Origin of the sequence: Embleya sp. NPDC050493 (assembly GCF_044458105.1) — a bacterium.
Taxonomy (GTDB): Bacteria; Actinomycetota; Actinomycetes; order Streptomycetales; family Streptomycetaceae; genus Embleya.
The window spans coordinates 102,679-125,146 of sequence record NZ_JBITHP010000019.1; the positions used below are offsets into that span (position 1 = coordinate 102,679).

At 70.0% G+C, this 22,468-nt stretch carries 15 protein-coding genes; 13 read left to right on the top strand and 2 right to left on the bottom strand.

Features of this window, described 5'->3' with window-relative positions:
• The first annotated feature begins 19 nt into the window (after window positions 1–19).
• On the top strand, window positions 20–895 hold the full coding sequence (locus ACIBM5_RS30675) for an NAD-dependent epimerase/dehydratase family protein (RefSeq protein WP_396009800.1): 876 nt from the start codon (window positions 20–22) through the stop codon (window positions 893–895).
• 374 nt (window positions 896–1,269) lie between these two features.
• Here ACIBM5_RS30675 and ACIBM5_RS30680 read toward each other — a convergent pair whose 3' ends face one another.
• Window positions 1,270–1,629 carry a cupin domain-containing protein gene (locus ACIBM5_RS30680; protein ID WP_396009801.1) on the bottom strand — a complete coding sequence of 120 codons (360 nt, stop codon included), beginning with the start codon at window positions 1,627–1,629 and terminating at the stop codon, window positions 1,270–1,272.
• 417 nt (window positions 1,630–2,046) lie between these two features.
• Between ACIBM5_RS30680 and abc-f the strand changes: the two genes are divergently transcribed.
• The 4 genes from abc-f to ACIBM5_RS30700 all read left to right on the top strand — a co-directional run bounded on the left by abc-f (window position 2,047) and on the right by ACIBM5_RS30700 (window position 9,797).
• Entirely contained in the window at window positions 2,047–3,681 is a 1,635-nt protein-coding gene (gene abc-f / locus ACIBM5_RS30685; RefSeq protein ID WP_396009802.1) for a ribosomal protection-like ABC-F family protein, read from the top strand.
• A 177-nt stretch (window positions 3,682–3,858) separates the two neighbouring features.
• Window positions 3,859–5,547, top strand: coding sequence for an ABC-F family ATP-binding cassette domain-containing protein (locus ACIBM5_RS30690; RefSeq protein ID WP_396009803.1), 1,689 nt, complete (start codon window positions 3,859–3,861; stop codon window positions 5,545–5,547).
• A gap of 426 nt (window positions 5,548–5,973) precedes the next feature.
• Window positions 5,974–8,310, top strand: coding sequence for a collagenase (locus tag ACIBM5_RS30695; RefSeq protein ID WP_396009804.1), 2,337 nt, complete (start codon window positions 5,974–5,976; stop codon window positions 8,308–8,310).
• 248 nt (window positions 8,311–8,558) lie between these two features.
• Entirely contained in the window at window positions 8,559–9,797 is a 1,239-nt protein-coding gene (locus ACIBM5_RS30700) for a PP2C family protein-serine/threonine phosphatase (RefSeq protein WP_396009805.1), read from the top strand.
• Window positions 9,798–11,529: 1,732 nt separating this feature from the next.
• Here the strand turns inward: ACIBM5_RS30700 and ACIBM5_RS30705 are convergent.
• Window positions 11,530–12,549, bottom strand: a complete 1,020-nt coding sequence (locus tag ACIBM5_RS30705) for a hydroxyacid dehydrogenase (RefSeq protein ID WP_396009806.1) — start codon at window positions 12,547–12,549, stop codon at window positions 11,530–11,532.
• Between the two features lie 484 nt (window positions 12,550–13,033).
• On the opposite strand from ACIBM5_RS30705, the gene ACIBM5_RS30710 reads away from it, so the two are divergent.
• The 8 genes from ACIBM5_RS30710 (at window position 13,034) to ACIBM5_RS30745 (ending at window position 22,420) form a co-directional block, all read left to right on the top strand.
• Window positions 13,034–14,362: an extracellular solute-binding protein gene (locus ACIBM5_RS30710; RefSeq protein ID WP_396009807.1), complete on the top strand. Its 1,329-nt coding sequence runs from the start codon at window positions 13,034–13,036 to the stop codon at window positions 14,360–14,362.
• On the top strand, window positions 14,359–15,330 hold the full coding sequence (locus tag ACIBM5_RS30715) for a carbohydrate ABC transporter permease (RefSeq protein ID WP_396009808.1): 972 nt from the start codon (window positions 14,359–14,361) through the stop codon (window positions 15,328–15,330). Before ACIBM5_RS30710 ends, ACIBM5_RS30715 begins: the two co-directional genes overlap by 4 nt.
• Window positions 15,327–16,193: a carbohydrate ABC transporter permease gene (locus tag ACIBM5_RS30720; RefSeq protein ID WP_391588369.1), complete on the top strand. Its 867-nt coding sequence runs from the start codon at window positions 15,327–15,329 to the stop codon at window positions 16,191–16,193. Before ACIBM5_RS30715 ends, ACIBM5_RS30720 begins: the two co-directional genes overlap by 4 nt.
• Before the next feature lie 191 nt (window positions 16,194–16,384).
• A complete protein-coding gene (locus tag ACIBM5_RS30725; RefSeq protein WP_396009809.1) occupies window positions 16,385–17,740 on the top strand; it encodes an alpha-L-fucosidase in 1,356 nt (451 codons plus the stop codon).
• A gap of 51 nt (window positions 17,741–17,791) precedes the next feature.
• Window positions 17,792–19,225 carry a chondroitinase-B domain-containing protein gene (locus ACIBM5_RS30730; protein WP_396009810.1) on the top strand — a complete coding sequence of 478 codons (1,434 nt, stop codon included), beginning with the start codon at window positions 17,792–17,794 and terminating at the stop codon, window positions 19,223–19,225.
• Window positions 19,226–19,260: 35 nt separating this feature from the next.
• Window positions 19,261–20,685: a chondroitinase-B domain-containing protein gene (locus ACIBM5_RS30735; RefSeq protein WP_396009811.1), complete on the top strand. Its 1,425-nt coding sequence runs from the start codon at window positions 19,261–19,263 to the stop codon at window positions 20,683–20,685.
• A 161-nt stretch (window positions 20,686–20,846) separates the two neighbouring features.
• Complete coding sequence (locus ACIBM5_RS30740) at window positions 20,847–21,707, top strand: sugar phosphate isomerase/epimerase family protein (protein ID WP_396009812.1); 861 nt, start codon at window positions 20,847–20,849, stop codon at window positions 21,705–21,707.
• Window positions 21,708–21,772: 65 nt separating this feature from the next.
• A complete protein-coding gene (locus tag ACIBM5_RS30745) occupies window positions 21,773–22,420 on the top strand; it encodes an SGNH/GDSL hydrolase family protein (protein WP_396009813.1) in 648 nt (215 codons plus the stop codon).
• Window positions 22,421–22,468: the final 48 nt, after the last annotated feature.

Genomic DNA, 22,468 nt, shown 5'->3' on the forward strand with positions numbered 1-22,468 from the left:
CACGCACCAGGGGCACACCATGAAGGTCCTCGTCCTCGGCTCCACCGGCTACATCGGCAGCGCCGTCACCCGCCGCCTCGTCGACGACGGCCACACCGTCGTCCCGTTCCTCAAGACCGGCACGGCTGCGCCCGCACCCGGGCCCGACGTGCGCTTCGGCGACCTCACCGACCCGGACAGCCTTCGTACCGCCGTGACCGACGACATCGACGCCGTCGTCAACCTCGCAACTCCCACCGGCGACGAACAGGCCGACGCCGCCGCCATCGACGCCCTCACCGCACCGCTTCGCGGCACGCGTCGCGCCTTCCTCTACACCAGCGGCGTCTGGGTGCTCGGCGCCACCGGCGACCGCCCCGTCACCGAGGACGCCCCCACCAACGCCATCGACATCGTCGGCTACCGCCCCCGCATCGAGCAGCAGGTCCTGGACGCCGCCCGGCACGACATTCGCACCGGCGTCGTCCGGCCCGGCATCGCCTACGGCCACGGCGGCGGCATCCCCGCCCTCATGCTCGCGTGGGCCAAGGAGCACGGCACCGGCCGCTACGTGGGAACGCCCGGCACCCGCTGGCCGATGGTCCACGTCGACGACCTCGCCACCCTGTACGGCCTCGTGCTCACGAAAGCCGACGCCGGCACCCTCTGGCACGGCGTTGCCGTCGACTCCGTCGCCACCCCGGCACTTGCCGCCGCCGCCGACCTCGCGGCGGGTGGTGTCGGCCGCGCCGAACCCTGGCCGCTCGAACAGGCCGCCGAAACCCTCGGCCTCCCGTTCGCCCAGGCCCTCGCGCTCGACCAGACCGTCTCCGGCGACCGCGCCGTCCGCCTGCTCGGCTGGCAGCCCGCCCAGGCCCACCCGACCACCGACCTCATCGCCGGCTCCCATGCCTGACACCGAAGGCGCACCCGGGCCGGCCCGGCGCACCCGTCCCGGCGCCCGCCTCCCGCTCCGTGCCACCCGCGGCACCCAGTACGCCGGCCCCCAGCCCGACTGCGCCGTCTGCCGGGACGAACGCCAGTACGCTCCCGACGGCGGGCGGCAGGCTTGTACCAGGCCGGCCTGTTCACCGCGGAGTGCGCCGAGGAGACGCGTACCCTCTCGGCTCACCGGACTCCGTGCTCACGGCCGAGGGCGGCGCCGGGTCGGTGGTCGCGTCGGCGCCGGGCGGTGTGGCGGACGGTTCCGATCACGGGCGTCTCCCCCCGAGCGGTGACGCGGTTGTGCCGTCCGCGTGCGCAAGGCGCGGTCATGCGATCCGGGTTCGATTATTCGGACTGCACGGCGTACTCGTGGATGTTGCCGGCGAAGTCGAAGACCACCGCGGTCTCGTCGCCGACAACCCACGCGTCGTGGCCGGGATCGCAGACGAAGACATCGCCTGCGCCGAGGTCCTTCTCCTCACCGTCGTCCATGCGGATGTGCAGGTGCCCTTGGGCGACATAGCCGTTGTGGTGGAACTGACAACTCTCGGTTCCCGCGATCGGCGCGACGTCCTGAGACCATCGCCAACCCGCCTCGAAGCGGGCAACGCCGAAATCGACGCCTTCCAAGCTGACCACATCGAGGTGGCCGTGCGGCATGTCGCGACTCTCGTCGGCTTCGTTGATCGAACGCACAGCGAGCATTGTGGATCATCTCCTCAGGAGGTCACCACTTCCATCCTGCGCTCGACGGGACGGGATTGCCAATGAAGTCCCGGATCCGCAACTCGGCGCAGCCACAGGAGTGAATGCGGGTGGTGCGGGCTGCGCGGGCCGCGCGGAGTGTGCGGGCGGTCGGGACATCCGTCGGGCGCGACCGACTGGGCCGAGGTGCCGACACGCCGCGCCGCGCGGCTGGTATGTTGCCGGGCAGTGATTCGGAAGACCTGGGAGAGCAGCGTGGGAACAGAAGACGACATCTCCGGCTGATACCGGAAGAGCCCGACCGAAGGCAGGCGCGCGGGACGCGCAGCAGCCTCGGTCATGTCGTCGTTCCACGATTCCCTGTTCCCCGCCGGGCGCCCCCGCGCACCCGCATCACTTTCACGAGGCTCGTTTCGCATGCCCGACGCATCCGTCATCTGCACCCGCATGTCCTTTTCCTGGCCCGACGACACCCCCGTCTTCCGGGACCTCTCGTTCACCGTGGGCCCGGGCCGAACCGGCCTGGTCGCGCCCAACGGCGCCGGCAAGAGCACGCTGCTCAAGCTGATCGCCGGCGAGTACCGACCCACCGGTGGCACCGTCTCGGTCGACGGTCTCCTGGGATACCTCCCGCAGACACTGCCCCTGACCGGCGACCTGACCGTGGCCGAAGTGCTCGGCGTCGCCGAGGTGATCGCCGCGCTGAACGCCATCGAGTCCGGGGACACGGCCGAGGAGCACTTCACCACCATCGGCGACGACTGGGACATCGAGGAGCGCACCGCCGCCCAACTGGACCGCCTCGCGCTCGGTGACCTCCCGCTCACCCGCAAACTGCACACCCTCAGCGGCGGCCAGATCGTCTCCCTCGGTCTGGCCGCGCAACTGCTCAAGCGGCCGGACGTGTTGCTCCTCGACGAGCCGACCAACAACCTCGACCTCGACGCGCGGCACCGGCTCTACGACCTGTTGGAGAACTGGAACGGCGTCCTCCTGCTGGTCAGCCACGACCGGGCGCTGCTGGACCGGATGGACCGCATCGCCGAACTCGACCGGGGCGAACTGCGTTTCCACGGAGGCAACTTCACCCGGTACGAGGCAGCGGTCGCCGCGGCGCGCGAGGTCGCCGAGAAGAACATCCGCAACGCAGAACAGGAGGTCAAACGCGAGAAGCGGGAACTCCAGCAGGCTCGCGAGCGAGCCGCCCGGCGAGCGAGCAACGCCGCCCGCAACCTCGGCAACGCGGGCCTGCCGAAGATCTTCGCGGGCACGATGAAGCGCAACGCCCAGGAGTCGGCGGGCAAAGCCAACGAGACGCACACCGCGCGCGTCGGCGAGGCCAAGGCCCGGCTGGACGAGGCCGAACGCGCCGTGCGCGACGAACAGCGGATCAGCCTGGAACTGCCCGGGACCAAGGTCCCGGCCGGGCGTACCGTCTTCCACGGCGAGGCGATGCAGGTCCGCTACGGACAGCGGGCGCTGTTCGAGGAAGGCGGCGTCGCACTGACCATCCGCGGGCCCGAACGCATTGCGCTGACCGGCCCCAACGGCGTGGGGAAGTCCTCCCTGTTGCGGATGATCGGCCGGGACGCGCCGCCGGAGGGCGCCGAGATCAGGCGAGCCGACGGCCGGGTGGCCTACCTGTCCCAGCGACTGGACCTGCTGGACCCGGACCGCACGGTGGTACAGAACCTCACCGCGTTCGCCCCGGCGATGCCCGAGGCACAGCGGATGAACCTGTTGGCCCGCTTCCTGTTCCGAGGCGCGCGGATCCACCTTCCGGTCGGAGCGCTGTCCGGGGGAGAGCGGCTGCGGGCCACCCTGGCGTGCATCCTGTTCGCCGAACCGGCACCGCAGTTGCTCCTGCTCGACGAGCCGACCAACAACCTCGACCTGGTCAGCGTCGGCCAGTTGGAGAGCGCGCTGAACGCCTACGAGGGCGCCTTCGTCGTGGTCAGCCACGACGAGCGCTTCCTGACCGAGATCAAGGTGGACCGCCGGCTGCTCCTGCGTGACGGACGACTGCGCGACATCGGCCCGGACGGGAACTGACCCGCCGCGCCCCACCGGCTTCGAGGAGCCCCACCGGCTCCGAGCCCACCGGCTCCGCGCACCACCCGAGGGCCGGTGCGGGGCAGGCACACGTCTGTCCCGCGCCGGCCCGCGTACCCCCTCCACGCCCCGGTCGGGCCGCCCCGACCGGGAAATCCTTCCTCTCGGCGGTGTCTCATGCCCCCAGCACCCCTGCTCGCGCACGACCTCGTCCGGGTCCTCGGCACCCGTCGGGTACTCGACGGCGTTTCCCTCGTCGCCGCCCCCGGACAGCGGATCGCACTGATCGGCGAGAACGGCGTGGGCAAGTCCACCCTGCTGCGCCTGCTCGCCGGGATCGACCAACCCGACGCGGGTACGGTCGTCCGCCCCGCAGACCTCGGATTCCTGCACCAGCAAATGCCGTTCGAGCCTGCGGCGACGATCGCCGACGTGCTCGACGACGCACTGCGCGCAGCCCGGGAAACCCTGGCCCGCCTCGACGGGCTCACCGGCGCCCTCGGCGACGCCCCACCGGACTCGCCCGGGTACGCCGGACTGCTCGCCGAGTACGGCCGAGAACTCGACCACGCCCGGGACCACGAGGTCTGGGACGCCGACCGACGCGCGGACATGATGCTCGCCGGCCTCGGCCTGGAGCACCTGCCGCACGATCGCACGCTCGCCTCGCTGTCCGGCGGGCAGCGCGGCCGACTCGCGCTCGCCGCGCTGCTCGCCCGGCGTCCGACGGCACTGCTCCTGGACGAGCCCACCAACCACCTCGACGACCCGGCTGCCGCCTTCCTGGAGGAGCAACTGCGCACGCTGCCCGGGATCGTCGTCGCAGCCAGCCACGACCGGGCGTTCCTGGACGCGGTCTGCACGGACCTGATCGACCTCGACCCATCCGTACACGGCCCCACCCGCTTCGGCGGCGGCTACACCCGCTACCAGGCCCACAAGCGGGCGGAACGCGAGCGGTGGCAGCAGCGTTTCGCCGACGAGCAGAAGGAACTCGCCGAGTTGCGTACGGCGGTCGAGTCGACGGCGCACCGCGTCGCGCGCGGCGGCGTCAAGCGCGACAACGAGAAGATGGGCTACGGACACGCCGGCGGCCGGGTGCAGAACCAGATCGCCCGGCGGGTGCGCAACGCGTCGCGGCGCCTCGACGAGTTGACCCGCGCCCAGGTACCCGAGCCGCCACAGCCGTTGCGCTTTTGGCCCGGCGCGCTCGTGGGCCATCCGGCGCAGAGCGCCGAGTCCGGCGCGTCCACCGACTTCGCCGACACGCCCGACACGACCGAGGCCGGCGAACTCGCGGAAGGCGCGCCGGAGATGCTGTTGTCGTTGCGGCGGGTCACCGTGCCCGACCGGCTGCGTATCGACCGCCTCGACGTACCGGCGACCGACCGCCTGCTGGTCACCGGAGCCAACGGCGCCGGCAAGTCGACCCTGCTGGCGGTCCTCGCCGGACACCTGCCGGCGCTCGGCGACGTCCGCCGCCGCCCGGGGCTCACCGTCGGAATGCTGGCCCAGGACACCGAGTTCGCCCGACCGGATCGCACGGTGCGCACGACCTACGCGGCGGCCCTCGGCGCCGAACGCGCCGAAGCCGTACCGCTGCTCTCGCTCGGCCTGATCGGCCCGCAGGACCTGGACCGACCGGTCGGGGAACTGTCGGTGGGCCAACGCCGCCGGCTGGCCCTGGCCCTGCTGGTGGCGAACCCGCCGACGCTGCTCCTGCTCGACGAACCCACCAACCACCTCTCGCCCCGGCTGGCCGACGAACTGGAGGAGGCGCTGGGTCCCGGCCCCGGCGCGATCGTCGTGGCCAGTCACGACCGGTGGCTGCGAAACCGTTGGCAGGGAAGAGAGTTCGGCCTGTGAGCAGGCCGAACGGTCGCGCCGATCGAACGCGCCGATCGAATGAGCCGAAACTCCGCGACACCCCGGAGACCCTGGCCACCATCGCGGGCCGAATCGGCTATGGCAGCCCCGTACGCACTTTCGCATGCCTTCGAGCGGGAGTTCGGCGCGACCCCGGGGCGGTATCGAGCGAAAGCCGCAGGTCGATCGGCTCCCACGGCAGGGCCCCAACGGGCGTCGAAACAAACGGACATCGGGAACTTGGCCGGTCGGCGACTCCGCAGTCACCGCGAACCGGCGTCCGCAGTCGGGCGCGGAGTCGGGCGCACGGAAACTCGTTCGAAGCTCGCTCTTCCGGCGTGATGCGACATGTGCAATGTTACATGTCGCATATCGGAAGGCCGCGTCCCGGTACGCGGCCGACAACGGCTCCGGAGGCCCCCACAGATGAGTCCCTCCCGGATAGCGAAGGCCAATACGCGCAGACTCCCTGCGCTCGGCGTGGCCTTCTTCATAGCCCTCGGCCTGTTCGCGCCGCAGAGCCAGGCTGCCCCGATCGGCGCCACGGCTCCGGCCGGCGCCACGGCCGGTGTCAGCGCCGGCAGAACCGCGGCCCCGGCGCCGCGGTCGATCCCGCTCCCCAAGTCGCCCGACGCCAGGACGGACAGTTTCGGCGCCAAGATCTCCTCGCAGGAAGGCACCACCGAGGAGTCCGCGCCGCAGGCCGCCCCGACCGCCGAACCCGCCGACGCGGAAAGGCGGTTCTCGGCCGCCGGGGACGATTGCGGCGACCTGTCCGGAGTGATCAACGCCTCGGGCGGCGCGCTGATCCAACAACTCAAGGCCCTTCCCAGGGTCACCTGCACCTACCCGCTGTTCAACCTCACCGGGGAGTCCGCGGGGACGGCCTTCCGCGAAGCCAAGATGGTGACCGTCGCCGACGCGCTGCGCGACACCTCCGCGACATACCCGGGCAGCAACACCACCTCCATCGGACAACTGGTGATGTTCCTGCGCGCCGGCTACTACGTACAGGACAACCACGCGGACGCCGTCGGCGACTATGGCCCGGCATTGGACACCGCGGCCCGCAGCGCCCTGGACGCCTTCTTCGCCTCCCCGCACAGCAAGGACGTCACCGACGCCAACGGCGAAACCCTCAACGAAGTCGTCACGTTGATCGACAGCACCCACACGGCCGGCCGCTACGCCGGCGTCGTCAAGTGGCTGCTCGCCGGCTACGACTCCACCTGGCCCAGCCGGATGACCCTTGCCGTGGAGCACGTCGAGTGGGTCGTCGAGAACGGCTTCAAGGCCAAGAACGACAGCCGCGGTTGGCGGGCCGCGCTCAAGGCCGACCCCGCGTTCCTCGACACCTGGGCCGACTTCATCACCCGCAACAACGCCCAGCTGAACCGCTTGGACGTGGTCAGCAACGTCGGCCGCTACCTCGGCTACGCGCTCGACGTCCCCGAACTCAAGGACCGGGTCCGGCCGCTGCTGAAGGACCTGATCAACCGCTACCCGAACGTCGGCCCCACCGCACCGATCACCATGAACCTGGCCTGGTACACACGCCAGTTCGACCGGAACAACTGTGCGGCCTACGCCATTTGCGACCTCGCCGACCGGGTGCTGCCGGTGGTCCTGCCGATCCGGCACACCTGTAACCCGAACCTGAAGTTCCGTGCCCAGGACATGTCTCCCGGGCAACTGGCCGCCACGTGCAACAGCCTGATCAACCAGGACGCGTATTTCCATCGGGTGATCGGCGACAAGGGCGCCATCCCCGGTGATGTGAACACCAATCTCGAGGTCGTCGCCTTCGACGACTACGTCCAGTACGCGCTGTACGCCTGGGCCATCTACAACATCGACGTCGACAACGGCGGCATGTACGAGGAGGGCAACCCGACCCAGGCCGGCAACCAGGCCCGCTTCATCGCGCACGAGGCCGACTGGCTGCGTCCGTCCTTCGAGATCTGGAACCTCAACCACGAATACACCCACTACCTCGACGGCCGCTACAACATGTACGGCGACTTCGAGGCCAGTCTGACCACGCCGACCATCTGGTGGGTCGAGGGCATCGCCGAGAACATCTCGTTCGGCTACCGCCACGAGCGCAACGCCGATGCCATCGCCGCGGCCGGCGCGAAGACCTACACGCTCAGCGAACTGTTCGACACCGTCTACGACCAGGACGAGGACCCCGACGTCAACTCGGCCCGGGTCTACCGCTGGGGCTTCCTGGCCGTCCGCTACATGCTGCAGGCGCACCCCGCGGACGTCGAGACCGTGCTCGGCATGTACCGCACCGGCGACTGGAACGGCGCCCGCACCTTGCTGAAGCAGACCATCGGCACCCGCTACGACGCCGGCTTCGCCACCTGGCTGACGACCACCTGCGCCACCGACGACTGCGGCCCGCTGCCGGAGGCATCGTCCGTCCCGCTGTGCACCCTCGCCGACCCCCGTCAGTTCGACAAGAACTGCCGCCGGGACAACCTCGCGGCCACCACCGGCAACAACAGCTACCACTTCCTCTACCTGCCGGCCGGTGCCAAGGACCTGACCATCACCAGCAGCGGCGGCACCGGGAACGCCGACCTGTACTACGGCGGCAACAACTGGGCCACCACCGGCAACTACCAGGCCAAGTCCACCAATACCGGCAACGGTGAGACCTTGACGATCGCCGACCCGCCATCCGGCTGGGTCTACTTCACCCTCGCCGCGTCGCAGACGTTCGGCGGCGTGAGCGTCACCACGCAGTACAGGTGACCCGGTGCGGCGGCGGGCCCGCCGCACCCGGTGAACCCGGCGCACCCCGACGGGCCGGGATTCGCCGAGCAGGGATCTGCTCGGCAACGCGGGGCCCGGCGGTGTGACACCGCCGGGAAACGGGCCCGCGCATGACGGCGGTCCCTGCCGCGGCCGGTGACGGCTGGCAGGGACCGCCGTTCGTGGCCGAGGGTTCGGGTGCCGATGATCGGCTCGGGCGGGCTGACGTGAGAGAGAACAGGATCGGTGTGAAACTGGGTACGGAAGGGGTGATCTTCGTGTCGGATACATCGCCCGTGTCCTCCAGCCCCGACCCCGCCGTCGACGAGAATCGCCTGGAAGAGCTGATCATCGAGGCGCAGACCACCCTGCCGGTCGAATTGCCCGCCCTGGCGAACCGGTGCGCCTCCGCCCTCGGCCTGGAGGCCGCGTCGATCTATCTCGTCGACCTGCAACAACAACTGCTCATCCCACTCGACGAGGCCTCGGAGCCGCTGCCGGTGGACAGCTCGTCGGCCGGCTGGGCCTACCGCACGGTCTCCCCGCGGGTGGCCGAGGCCGACGACGGTTCGACCCTGTGGATGCCTCTGGTCGACGGTGCGGAGCGGCTGGGCGTGCTGGCGGTGCGGACCAGCTCGCTCGACGGGGCGCGGATACGCCGCAGCCGGATGCTGGCCCATCTGTTCGCCATGCTGATCACCTCCAAGCGCGCCTACAGCGACTGGCTCGCCGCCCGTACCCGCACCGCGACCATGCGGTTGCCCGCCGAGATGTTGCGGGCCTTCCTGCCTCCCCGCACCATCGGCAGCAGCAGGTGCGTATCGACCGCCGTCCTGGAACCGGCCTACGACGTCGCGGGCGATGCCTTCGACCACTCGGTGGTCAAGAACTTCCTGCACACCATGATCCTCGACGGCATGGGTCACGATCTGACCGCCGGCCTGACCACGTCGGTCGCCATGGCGGCGGCGCGCAACGCCCGCAGGGGTGGTGCCGACCTGGCCGACGTCGTCGGCTCCGTCGACCGGGCACTCGCCCAGTGGGTGCCCGACTACTTCTGCACCGGCGTGCTGTGTCGGCTCGACGCCGACACGGGGGTGCTGCGCTGGGTCAATTGCGGTCACCCCCCACCGCTGCTGATCCGTGCCGAGCGGGTCCTCGCCGGGGCGCTGGACAGCCCCCCACAGCCGCCGATCGGCCTGGCCGGTCCACTCGCCCCGGCAGCCCGGCAAGTCCACGAGGCGATCCTGGAACCGGGCGATTGCGTCCTGCTCTACACCGACGGCGTCGTGGAGGCTCGCGACGCGGACGGTGCGGAGTTCGGCCTCGACCGATTCACCGACTTCATCATCCGCTCCTCCTCCGCCGGACAACGCCCGGCCGAGGTGCTGCGACTGCTCATCCACGCCATCCTCGACTACCAGCGCAACCAACTGCGGGACGACGTGACCATCCTGCTCTTCGAATGGAGCCCGCAACGCCGATGACGCGACGGCGGGAGGTCACCGGTCGGGAGTGGTTCGAGTCGACGTCGACGTGGGGCGAGGCCCATCCCGACTACGTGCGACACCGGCTTCGACACCAGGCCGCCCCATGCGAAGCGAAGACACGCCTGTACCGGAAGTCGATTACCTCACTGTCGAACGCGCGAAAATCTGTTGTGGCTGGAGTAGACATTGGGTGCCGGTGTGGCTATGGTTTCTCTCGTAGCCAGAGAGACCGAAGGACCTGGCAGAGACGAACTGCCGGTCGCAGTATCCGTGGTCGCAGTGTGCAGTACTCGCAGTCGCAGGTTTGCAGGACGGTGCGCTTGTGGAGTCCCGAAGTCAGGTTTGTCGCAGGGCGACGACGGGACTGACGGCCGCACCGGCCGGCCCCGGGATGATCAGGGGCCGCGAGCAGTACCGCAGTTCACGCAGTCGCAGTACCGGTAGGTGCAATTCGCAGTACCCGCAGTACCCGCAGTTCGGTAGGTGAGCGGTACCTCGGTGAAGGCGTCGGCTGCGGACGCGCGCACCGGGAGGTTCGGCAGTGGGGTTCCACGCCAAGGCAATACGTAGGACAGGCGATCGGGGCCGGCTGCCGAAGAAGTGGTGGCGCCGTCACGGGCCACCGGGCAGTACGCAGTGGATGGTCACCGAGGAATAACGAAGGAGTGGAAGCGCCATCGGGATCGCCCGGGCGGAAGTCCGAGCCCGGGTACCGCAGGACATCGATAGTGAGGTGGTCTCCGGTCGAGCAACCGCGATCCCCGCACCCCCGACGGCAGTTCGGTCGGGTCTGCGGAAACGGAAGGCCGGCGCAGGATCAGGGCCGGCGGATGGTGTAGCAGTTCCTTCGGGGCCCTGGTGTCTACGGCACCAGGGCCCCTCCACGCGTTTCGGGGTACCGTCCCGGGTCCGTTGATCGTGGGCGGTGTCCGCCATGGGACGTCCACGGACCACCGGTGATCCCCTCCACCGGTGACCCGCGCGACGAACGGGAACGGCTCCGACCGCGCGTTGCCGCGACCGGAGCCGTTCTCCGTCATCGTGCACAGCGCACAGCCCGCACAACTGCCGCGCCGGGTCGAACGGGGAGTCGTCCACATGTCGGACTCCGGGCCCGAACTCCCGTTCGTCACGCCGGGTCCACCGGCCCTACCCTTCGGGCATGACAACCGCGACGCGATCCGGGCGTTCGGGGCGAGGCGACGTCGGTCGAACGCGGATCGGGTTCCCCGGCCCGCCGTACTCGTGGTCGCGGAGGTGCCGCCGATGACAGCGCCGGGCGACCGCCCGCGCACGGCACGGCTGCTCCGGGGGGCGCATAGGCCCTCGCCTCGGCACTTGCCGTGCTCTCGGCGGTCCTTGGGAGTCGGGGTCCGTGCGGGGTGACGGCCTTCACCCGGGTGAGCGCCGTGACCGGCTGCCACCGAAGTCGCTGTTGGTCCCGCCCGGGTTCGTGGTCGCCCCCTTCGCTCGGCGCGGCGGCCCGGTCCGAGGGTCCGCAGAGCGGATTCGGGGCCGAGGGGTGCTCGCCGCGGCCCCGAAGTCGCGCCGCCCGCGCCGACGTCTCACTCACGTTTCGATTACGTGACGTCCCTGGCTGTGAGCTGGGGAGAGCGGGTGCCGAGCAGGCTTGCCCGGACCCTGGCACGCGGTACAGCATGACCTTGCGTGACGTCGCCGATCGGAGGTTTCCGGGGGAAGAGGCTCTTGTCGGCAGTGCCTGGCGGTGTCAGGCCAGCGAGGCGGCGCGGGCGGGGTCGATGGCGTGCTCGAGCGGTTGCTTCCGGGTGAGGCGGCGGAGTTCGTCGAGCACGAGCTGTCCGAGGCGGTGGCGTTCGGCGCCCAGGGCACCGGCCAGGTGGGGTGTCAGGACGACGTTGGGAAGGGTGAACAGTGGCGAGTCGTGGGCCGGGGGTTCGGGGTGCGTTACGTCGAGCACGGCGGTGAGGTCGGGCCTGGCGCGCAGGACCTGCGTGGCGGCGGTCTCGTCGATCAGTGCGCCCCGGGCGGTGTTGATCAGGGTCGTGCCCGGACCCATGGAGTTCAACAGTCGAGCCCCGATCGAGCCGCGGGTCTCGGGCAGAAGCGGTGCGTGCAGGCTGACGACGTGACAGGTGGCGAAGAGTTCCTCGATGGAGACCAGTCGGACTCCCGCGCGCCGGGCGGTGTCCGCGGAGGCGACCGGATCCGTGGCGAGGACCTCGACGTCGAAGCGGGCGAGGTGGGCGGCGACGAGCCGGCCGATGTGTCCGAGTCCCACCAGGCCCACCCGTGACCGATAGGCGCCCGGGACGTCGGGATCGGTGGGGAAGCGACGGCTCCGCGTCACCTCCCGCGCGATGTGGTGGGCCTGCTTCAGTCCGAGGAGAACATGGGCGAGGGTGAACTCCGCCACCGGAACGGCGTTGGCCGCGGCGGCGGAGACGATCGGGATGCCGCGCTCCCAGAAGGCGGGTGTGGTCAGGTGCCGGACGGATCCCGCCGCGACGAGAACGGCCCGCAGCCGAGGGGCATGTGACAGGAGGGCGTCATCGAGGACGGGTGCACCCCAGCCCGTGAGCAGAAGGTCGACGGTCCGCAGCACATCGGGGTCCGCGTCGAGTTCCTGCCGGGTGAGGGGCGGTCCCTGCCATTGCACGAGCCGGCCTATCTCGGCCAGCACCGCGGGCGGGTAGACGTCGGCCCGGCGTCGTTCCTCCATGACCAACAGGGCTGTCGGTGCGGTGGCCGGTTCGTTCGTGTCGGGCATGTCGGGTTGGTCTCCTCGGCCTGTTCGGTGGTGGACCGGCAGCCGGACGGTCGGCGGTCCCTGCTCGGAAGTGGTGACGAGCGTTTGGCCGAACGTCGCGGACCGGTGCGGCCTGTGCGTTGTCCGGCCCGTAGCTCGCAGGAACCATACATCGGATCATTGAAATGTCGTCGCCGTGACCTTGGATGCCCGATCTTCTTCGTTCGGGTGGCTGTCGTGGAGAGTGAGACGCGCCTCGGGGCGAAGGGTCGATCCCATCGATGCCCAAATCACACCCGTAGGAGCCTATTTATGCGCGTCGGGTCGTCCTCCCCGTCCGCCGGATCGAGTGGGAGAGGGTGCGGGAGCGCGTCGGATGGGCACTCTCATCGGTCCGCCGAAACCTTTTGTATTCATCGGACTATTGACCGTTTGAATCGGACCCGGTTACCGTCCCTGGCAAGCGCTTTCCAGGCCATGTGATGCGGCGAAACCAGGAGTTGTCATGCAGAGATCGCGATGGATCGGTGCGGGGGCCCTCGCCTCGGCACTGATCCTCACCAGCTGTACATCCGGGCCTGCGGGAGTGGATGCCAAGCAGAACTCCAAGGCGCCTCTCGAGCTCTGGACCAGGACGACGCCGGGTGGACCGGGGGAGAAGGGCGCGCTGGAACTCGCCGCCGCCTTCGAGAAGGCCACGGGCTACAAGGTCGAGGTCACGGCCATCTTCGACGACTTCGAGACCAAGCTGCAGCAGCGCGCCGCCCAGAAGAAGCTTCCCGACATCGTCATGAACGACGCGACGCAGATCGGAACCATGCACAGCCAGGGTCTGCTCCGGGAGATCGACCTGGGCAAGATCAAGGACAGCAAGCAGATCATCGGACAGGGACTGCAGTCCGGGAAGAGCCTGGACGGCAAGCAGTACGGCCTCCCGATCTCCGCGCAGGCGTCCGCGCTGCTGATCCGCAAGGACTGGCGCGAGAAGCTGAAGCTCGAGGCCCCGCGGACCTGGGACGACTTCGCCGCGATGGCCGCGGCCTTCACCACGCAGGACCCCGACGGCGACGGCAAGAACAACACCGCCGGACTCGCCGCCCCGCTGTCCACCAAGCGCGGCTACGCCTCCTGGTACTTCTCCAACTTCCTCTGGGCCGCGGGCGGCGACTTCATCACCGAGACCGGGAAGGGCAAGTACAAGCCGGCGATGACCAACCCGGCGTCGGTGCAGGCCATGCAGTGGTTCCGCGACCTGGGGTGCAAGGCCAAGGCCATCCAGCCCGGCGCCGTGACCATGGACACCCCGCCGACGAACGAGACGTTCGAGGCGGGCAAGGCCGGCATGTACGTCGTCGGCCCGTACCTGCTGCCCCGCTTCGACAAGTCGCTCGGCGCGGACAAGTACGAGGTCGTGCCGATGCCCAAGGGGCCGAAGGACGCCACCGTGCTCGCCGAGGGCAGCTCCCTCTACCTGATGGCCGGCTCCGACAACCGGGCCGGCCAGGACGCCTTCGCCGGCTTCGCGGTTTCCGTCGAAGGCCAGAAGAAGGGCATGGAGGGCACCACCGGCTACACCGTGCAGATCCCCGTCAACACCACCGTGGACATCTCCCAGATCCGCACCGACCCGCGCTGGAAGACCTACGCCCAGGTGTACCAGGACTCCGGGCGGTACGCGCCCTCCATCCCGAACTGGACGCCGGTGCGGCAGGTGACGGCGGACGCGGTGAACGCGCTGATGGCGGACTGCGGTCTCGACATCAACGCCAAGTTGCGTGAGCTCGACAAGCAGCTCGCCGACATCCTCAAGGAGCAGGGGATCGCCGCGTCATGAGCCTCGACCAGGCGGAGCAGGCCGCCAAGCCGGCGGCCGGCTCCGCCCCGCGAGAAGCGGGCCGCCTGGGCGGCGGGATCGCCGGCCGCCGGGGGCGCGGCCGCAGATCGGGCCGGTGGTGGATGCCGTGGCTGTTCCTCGCCCCGGCGCTGCTCCTCTTCCTGTTCTTCAAGTTCATCCCCATGGCCAACGCACTGACCATGTCCTTCCAGGAGGTTCAGCCCTACCTGGGAAACAGGTGGGTCGGCACCGAGAACTACACCACCGTGCTGCAGTCGCACGGATTCCGCGACGCGGTGTGGCACACGATCGTCCTCGCCGCCGGACAGACCGCCGGTTCGATGGCGCTCGGCTTCGCGCTGGCCCTGCTGATGGAGGGGCAGAGCCGTCGACTGGGATTCGTGCGCTCCGCCGCGTTCCTTCCGGTGGTGGTGCCGATGGCGGTCGTCGCCGAACTGTGGCGGATCATGTATCACCCGACCGACGACGGCATGCTCAACTCCATTCTCGGTCTGGTGGGACTGGGCCCCTCGGGGTTCATCAACGACCCCGACACCTCGATGTCGTCCATCATGCTCACCGGCATCTGGCGGGGCGCCCCCTACGACATGATGATCTTCCTCGCCGGTTTGACGAGTGTGGACCGCGGTCTGTACGAGGCGGCGAGGGTCGACGGTGCCTCCCGATGGCAGCGGGTGCGGCACGTGACGGTACCCGGACTGCGCTCGGTGTTCTCGATCCTGTTCATCCTCGCCGCGATTCGCGGACTGCGCGTGTTCACCGAGGTGTTCCTGCTCACCAACGGAGGGCCCAACGGCTCCACCGAGGTCGTGATGACCCTCATCTACAAGCTCGGGCTCGAGCAGAACCGGCTCGGTGTCGGCGCGGCGGGAGCGGTCCTGCTGTTCGTCGCGACGCTGATCCTGACCATCATCGTCCAACTGCTGCGGCGGAGGGAGAGCAAGTGAGCGAGTCGACCGAGACCGCGCTGGGCCTGACCGAGAGCCGCAGCGTCGGCGGACGGATTCTGAAGGCCGTCGTCTACCTACTGGTCCTGACCATGTTCGCGGGTCCGCTGCTGGCCCTGCTCGTCGGTGCCTTCGGCGACATCAAGGACCCGACGCAACTGAGCATCGTGCCCTCGGGCTTCACGTTGGACAACTTCAGGATCGCCTTCGACCAAGGGGTGCTCAAGTACCTGCTGAACTCGTTCTTCGTCGTCGGCTTCGGGCTGCTGCTCCAGGTGTCCGTCTCGGTCCTGGCCGGATACGCGCTGGCCAGGAAGGTCTTCCCGGGAATGACGCTGGCGCTCGTCGCCATCCTGGCGACGCTGATGCTGCCCGAGGAGATCCTGGCCCTGCCGCTGTCCGTCGTTCTCGCCGACCTGCCGGTCGTGCACTTCAACCTCATCGGCACCCTCGCCGGAATGATCGTTCCGCTGGGCGCCTGGGGGTTCTCCATCCTGGTGATGACCGAGTTCATGAAGGACGTGCCGCGCGAACTCGAAGAGGCCGCGCGCATCGACGGCGCCGGAGACCTGCGGATCTTCGCCCAGATCATTCTGCCGATGTGCAAGCCCGCCCTCGGAGTCATCGGGGTCTTCGGCTTCACCATGATCTGGGACCAGTACCTGCTGCCCCTGCTCGTCGCCACCGACTCCTCCTCGTACACGCTGCCGCTCGCGCTGCGGACCCTGCGGATCGACCCGGCCGTGACCCCCGGAGTGGTGATGGCCGCCTCCCTGCTGGCCCTGCTGCCCTCCGTGATCGTCTTCCTGTTCTTCCAGCGGTCCTTCGTCAGCGGTCTGTCCTCCGGGGCACTCAAGGGCTGACCCGCGGACCGACCCGCCGACCCGCGACCCGTCGACTCCGCAGCCCCCGCGCCTGCCCGCGGTTCGCGCCGAGCCCCGGGTCCGGCGCCCCACCGCGCCCGCGCCTCGGTCCGGTCCGCCCCCATCCCGTACGACCAGCCCCGACGCGTACCCAAAAGCCGCCGGACGCCGACGAGAAAGAGCGATTCCCCATGACTCCGAGCGCTGACACCCCGCAGGCGCCGCCGTCCGCGACCCCGAATCCCGAGGACGGCCCGGATACGAACTGGTTCACCACCGCCCGGTTCGGCATGTTCGTGCACTGGGGTCTGTACTCCCTCGCCGCACGGCACGAGTGGCTCAAGAACGTCGAGCGACTGACCGACGAGCAATACCAGGTCTACTTCGACCACTTCGACCCCGACCGCTACGACCCCGCCGAGTGGGCCAGAGCGGCCAAGGCGGCGGGCATGCGGTACGTCGTGCTCACCACCAAACACCACGACGGCTTCTGCCTGTGGGACAGCGCCCTCACCGAGTACAAGGTCACCAACACCCCGCACGGCCGTGACCTCGTGGGGCCGTTCGTCGAGGCGTGCCGCGCCGAGGGGCTCAAGGTCGGTCTCTACTACTCGCTGATCGACTGGCACCATCCGTCCTTCCCCGTGGACGGCACCCATCCACAGCGCGACGACGAGGCGTTCAAGGCCGCCAACGCCGAGCGGGACATCCGCGACTACCAGCGCTACCTGCACGGTCAGGTCCGCGAACTGCTGACCTCGTTCGGACGCGTGGACTACCTGTTCTTCGACTTCTCGTACGTCGGGCGCAGTTGGTGGGGCGGCAAGGGACCCGACGACTGGGACTCCGCGCAACTCCTGCGGACGATTCGCGAACTGCAGCCGCACGTCCTCGTCAACGACCGGACCGGCCTTCCCGGGGACTTCGTCACCCCCGAGCAGTACCAGCCGTCCGGTCCCATGACCCACAACGGGCAACCCGTGTTGTGGGAAGCCTGCCAGACGCTCAACGGCAGTTGGGGCTACGACCGGGACAACCTGGACCACAAGAGCCCCGACCTGCTGATCCGCATGCTCGTCGACGGCGTGTCCAAGGGCGGCAACCTGCTGCTCAACGTGGGGCCCACCGGCCGTGGCGCGCTCGACCCGCGCGACACCGCGATCCTCGACGAGATCGGCCGGTGGACGCAGCTGCACGAGCGGTCGATTCGCGGCTGTGGTCCCTCCTCGTACACCGCCCCCGCCGAATGCCGGTACACCCAGCGCGGCGACCGGCTCTACGTCCACCTGTTCGCCTGGCCGCTGCGTCACCTGCACCTGCCGGGCCTGGCCGGCCGGGTGCGCTACGCCCAACTGCTCAACGACGCGTCCGAGATCATCCCGGTCCACATCGACCCGGACCGGCCCGCGGTCAACACCGAGATGGGCGGCCAGCCTGCCGGAACGCTCACGCTCCAGCTCCCGGTCAAGCGCCCGGACACCCCCGTACCCGTCATCGAACTGTTCCTGGACGCCCAGGCGACCCGGGACACCCCGACCACCGGCTGATCGCGAGCCGGAACACCGTCCGTACCTCCACCACATCCTCACGGAGGCACCATGCAACGCCGCACGTTCCTCATGGGCACCGCGGCGGGGGTGGCGCTTGCCGCCGCCCCCGTCGGCGGAGCGCCGACCGCGAGCGCGAGCGCGGCCTCGAAGGCCGTCCGCACGTTGGACGAGCTCCAGGCCGCGATCGACCGGGCACGACCCGGCGACCGGATCGTCGTGGCCGACGGGACCTACACCGTCCCGTCGGACCGCCCGCTCGCCATTCGGAACAAGCAGGGCACCGGGCGCGCGCCCATCACCATCGCCGCCCGGACGCAGGGCGGCGTCGTCCTGGAGGGCGAGCACAGCTTCGTCCTCGAAGCGTCCGGCCACATCACCCTGAGCGGGTTCTCCTTCCGGCAGCGGAACACCCTGGACATCCCCCCGGACTGCTCGCACATCAGGCTCACCCGCAACGACTTCCAACTGGCCGACATCGAGGGCGTGCACTGGGTGATGGTGCGCGCGGACGACAGCACAGTCGACCACAACCACTTCCACGGCAAGAGCACCCTCGGCATCTACCTCGGCATCGAGGGCGCGGGCACCGAGGAGATGGCCCAGCGCGTCCACGTGCATCGCAATTACTTCTCCGACCACACCTTCACCGGCTCCAACGGCGGCGAACCGATCCGGCTCGGCGTCAGCCCCCGCGCCCTGTCCAGCGCCCACGCGATCGTGGAGTACAACCTGTTCGAGCGGGCCAACGGGGACCCCGAGGCGATCTCGGTGAAGAGCTCGGACAACACCATCCGGCACAACACCATCCGCAACAGTTTCGGCGGGATCGTCCTGCGGCACGGCAACCGCAACCGGGTGGAGGCCAACCACTTCATCGACGGCACCGAAGGCGTGCGGATCTATGGCAACGACCATGTGATCGTCAACAACCACCTCTCCGGTCTGGCCGGGCGCGCCCTGGTGATCGGCAGCGGATCGGAGCGCGATCACCTGCCCGGCGAGACGCCCGAGGCGCGCCGCGGCAACGACGCCCCCGACCGCATCCTGATCGCCCACAACACCCTGGTGAACAACGGCGGCACGATCTCCGGCGAGAGCCAGCGCCCGCACGAGCCGCGCGACGTCACCGTCGCCGACAACCTGCTCGTCGCGGACACGGGCCAACTGGTCGCCATGGCCAACACCGTGCGCTTCACCTGGACCGGCAATCTCCTGTGGGGCGCCGCCGCGGACGGCAACATCCCCGCCGACGGCGGCACCCGGGTCGACCCGAAGCTGGTGAAGGACGCGTACGGCATCGCCCGACCGGCCGCCGGCAGCCCCGCGATCGACGCCGGCACGCCGCGCCGGCCGCGCATCACGCACGACATCGACGGACAGCCCCGCACCAGGACGCCGGACGTGGGCGCGCACGAGTACTTCCGCCGGGCGCCGAGGTGCGGACCGCTGACCCCGGCCGACGTCGGTCCCCGGGCCGACTGAGCGACCCGCCCGCCCACTTCGACGCAGGAGGCATCATGCAACGACGCACGTTCCTCAAGGGTTCCGCCGTGGCCGCACTCGCCACGGTACCTCTCACCACCTCGCTGTCGGGCAGCGCGGCGGCGGCCGACATCCCGGTCTCCTCCCTCACGGCGCTCCAGAGCGCGATCAACGGCGCCGCGCCAGGTGACCGCATCGTGGTAGCCGACGGAACCTACACGGTCCCCTCGGGCGGCTCGATCAACATCTCCGGCAAGAACGGCACCAGCGGCGCACCCATCACCATCGTGTCGAAGACGCGCGGCGGAGTGGTGTTGCGGGGCGAACGCGGCTTCGTGCTGAGCAATTCGACCAACATCGTGATCAGCGGCTTCGCCTTCCGGCAGAGCACCACGCTGGACATACCGACGAACTGCTCGGCGATCCGGCTGACCCGCAACGACTTCCAGTTCGTGGACAGCGGCGATCCGTACTGGCTCGTCGTCCGGGCGAACGACACGAAGATCGACCGGAACCACTTCCACAACAAGACCACCACAGGCATCTTCGTCGTCGTCGACGGTCCCGACAAGGACAAGATGGCGCAGAACGTGCAGATCTTCCGCAACCACTTCTCCGACCACAGCTTCACCGGGGACAACGGCGGCGAACCCATTCGCTTCGGCGCCAGCGGCCGGGCCCTGGCCAACGCCGGCGGAAAGGTCGAGTACAACCTGTTCGAGCGCTGCAACGGCGACCCCGAGGCCATCTCGGTGAAGTCCTCGGGCAACACCATCCGATACAACACCATTCGTGACAGCAAGGGCGGCATCGTGCTTCGGCACGGCAACGGCTCGACCGTGGAGGGCAATTACCTGATCGGCGGCGTCGACGGGGTGCGGATCTACGGCAACGACCACGTGATCGTCAACAACTACCTCGGCAATCTGTCCGGCCGCGCCCTGGTGGTCGGCAGCGGCAGCACCCGCGACCACACCCCGAGCGAGACGGAGACCCAGCGGCGGGGCAACGACGCCTGCGACCGCGCGGTGATCGCACACAACTCCCTGATCAACAACGCCGGATCGCTGTCGGGCGAGACGCGCACGTACGAGCCGCAGAACGTGACCATCGCCGACAACCTGCTGGTCGGCGACTCCGGCGACCTCGTCGCCATGGGAGCCACCACCGGCTTCACCTGGCGGAGCAACCTGCTGTGGGGGGCTGCCGGCAACGGCAACATCCCCGCCGGAGGCTTCACCCGGGCCGACCCCCGGCTTGCCCAGGGCGCGGACGGTGTGCTGCGGCTGACGGCGGGCAGCCCGGCGATCGGCGCGGCCACGCTGAGCATGGCCCTGGCCGACGACATCGACGGGGACCCGCGCGGCAGCGTACGGGACATCGGCGCCGACGAGTACTCGACGACGCCCGCTCTCCGGCACCCCCTCACCGCCGCGGACGTGGGCCCGAACGCTCCCTGAGCCACCGGCGACGACGGGGCATCGCACGCCCGACCGGTCCGTCGACCCGACCTCGCCGGACCAAGCGATCCGGTCCGCCCGGCCCCGTCCGGGCGGACCGCGCCGAGCCCCCGCAGGACCACCGCAGACCATCCGCAGGCCGACCGCAGGAAGGCAGGGCCATGACCGAGGAGAGCACACGGAGCGCGGCGGACCGCCCCCCGGTCCGCCCGCCCGCCGGCTCGACGGACACAGCGGGGGGCGGGCGGACCCGTTCGGGCCTGTGCTCGGTCACCTTCCGCCGGCTGCCCGCCGCCGAGGTCGCGCGACGCGCGATCGACGCGGGCCTGGAGGTGATCGAGTGGGGTGCGGACGTGCACGCGCCCGCGGGGGAGCCCGACACGGTCCGCGCGGTCCGTGAGGTCTCCGACCGCCACGGGCTGGTCTGTTGCTCGTACGGTTCGTACTTTCGCGCTACCCCCGCCGAACTGGCCGGGTTCCCCGCCGTCGCGCGGGCCGCCGTTCTGCTCGGGGCGCCCCGGGTGCGGGTCTGGGCGGGCGGAATCGGATCGCGGTCCGTCGCCCCGGACGAGCGGCAGGAAACCGTGCGCTGCCTGCGCGAGGCGGCCCGGATCGCCGCGGACCACGGCCTGGAACTCGCGACGGAGTTCCACGGCAAAACGCTCACCGACACCGTCGCCTCGACCGTCCGGCTGCTGGACGAGGTGGGCGCGGACAACGTCCGCACCTACTGGCAGCCGCCGCTCGACGTCCCCGACGAGCAGGCGGCGGCCGGGCTCGTCGAACTCGGCGACCGGGTCGCCGCCGTGCACGTCTTCTCGTGGTGGCCGGCCAACAACCGGCTGCCGCTGGCGGATCGCCGGGACCTGTGGGTCGCCGCCCTCGGCCGGCTGGCGGGCCGGGGTCTCGAGGCGCTGCTGGAGTTCGTCCCCGGCGACGACCCCACCGTGCTGGCGCGCGAGGCCGAGACCCTGCGGCGCGCCGTGGACCGAGCCTCCTCGATCCGACATGATCGACCGTGATCCGGTGGGGCGCCGGTGAGGTGCCCGGTCGCCCGCCCACCAACCCACACGCCAGGACGGCAGGCATGCATCCCAAGGACGACGACACGCTCCTGTTCATCGGCGACTCCATCACCGACGCGGGCCGCGACCGTGCGGATCCGGCATCGCTCGGCGGGGGATACGTGCACGAGATCGCGCGGACCCTGCGCGAGCGGGCGCACGACGGACCCGGCCCCCGGATCGTCAACAGGGGGATCAACGGCCACCGCGTGTACGACCTCGAATCCCGCTGGAACACCGACGTCCTGGACCACCGGCCCACCGTCGTCACGGTCAAGATCGGCATCAACGACACCTGGCGACGCTACGACCGAAACCTGCTCAGCCCGGTCGACGAGTTCGAGGCGTGCCTCGACCGGCTGCTCGCGATCACCGCGCGGAAGCTGTCCGCACGGCTGGTGGTGATCACCCCGTTCCTGCTTCCGATCGAGCCGGACCAGGAGCGCTGGTTCGAGGACCTGTCGCCGCGTACCGACGCCGTCCTGCGGGCAGCGGCGCACAACGGAGCCCGAGTGGTTCGCGCGGACCTCGTGCTGCCCCGCGCGGCGCAGGACCGGGAGCCGGGGGAACTGGCCCCGGACGGCGTCCACCCGAGCCCGCCGGGGCATCGGCTGATCGCCGACGCCTGGCTCGCCGAGGTGGCTCCCACGGCCCCGGACGCAGAGCGGTAGCAGCGGTGCTGCTGCGCCGTGCCGGCGCGGAACCGGGCCCGCTTTGCC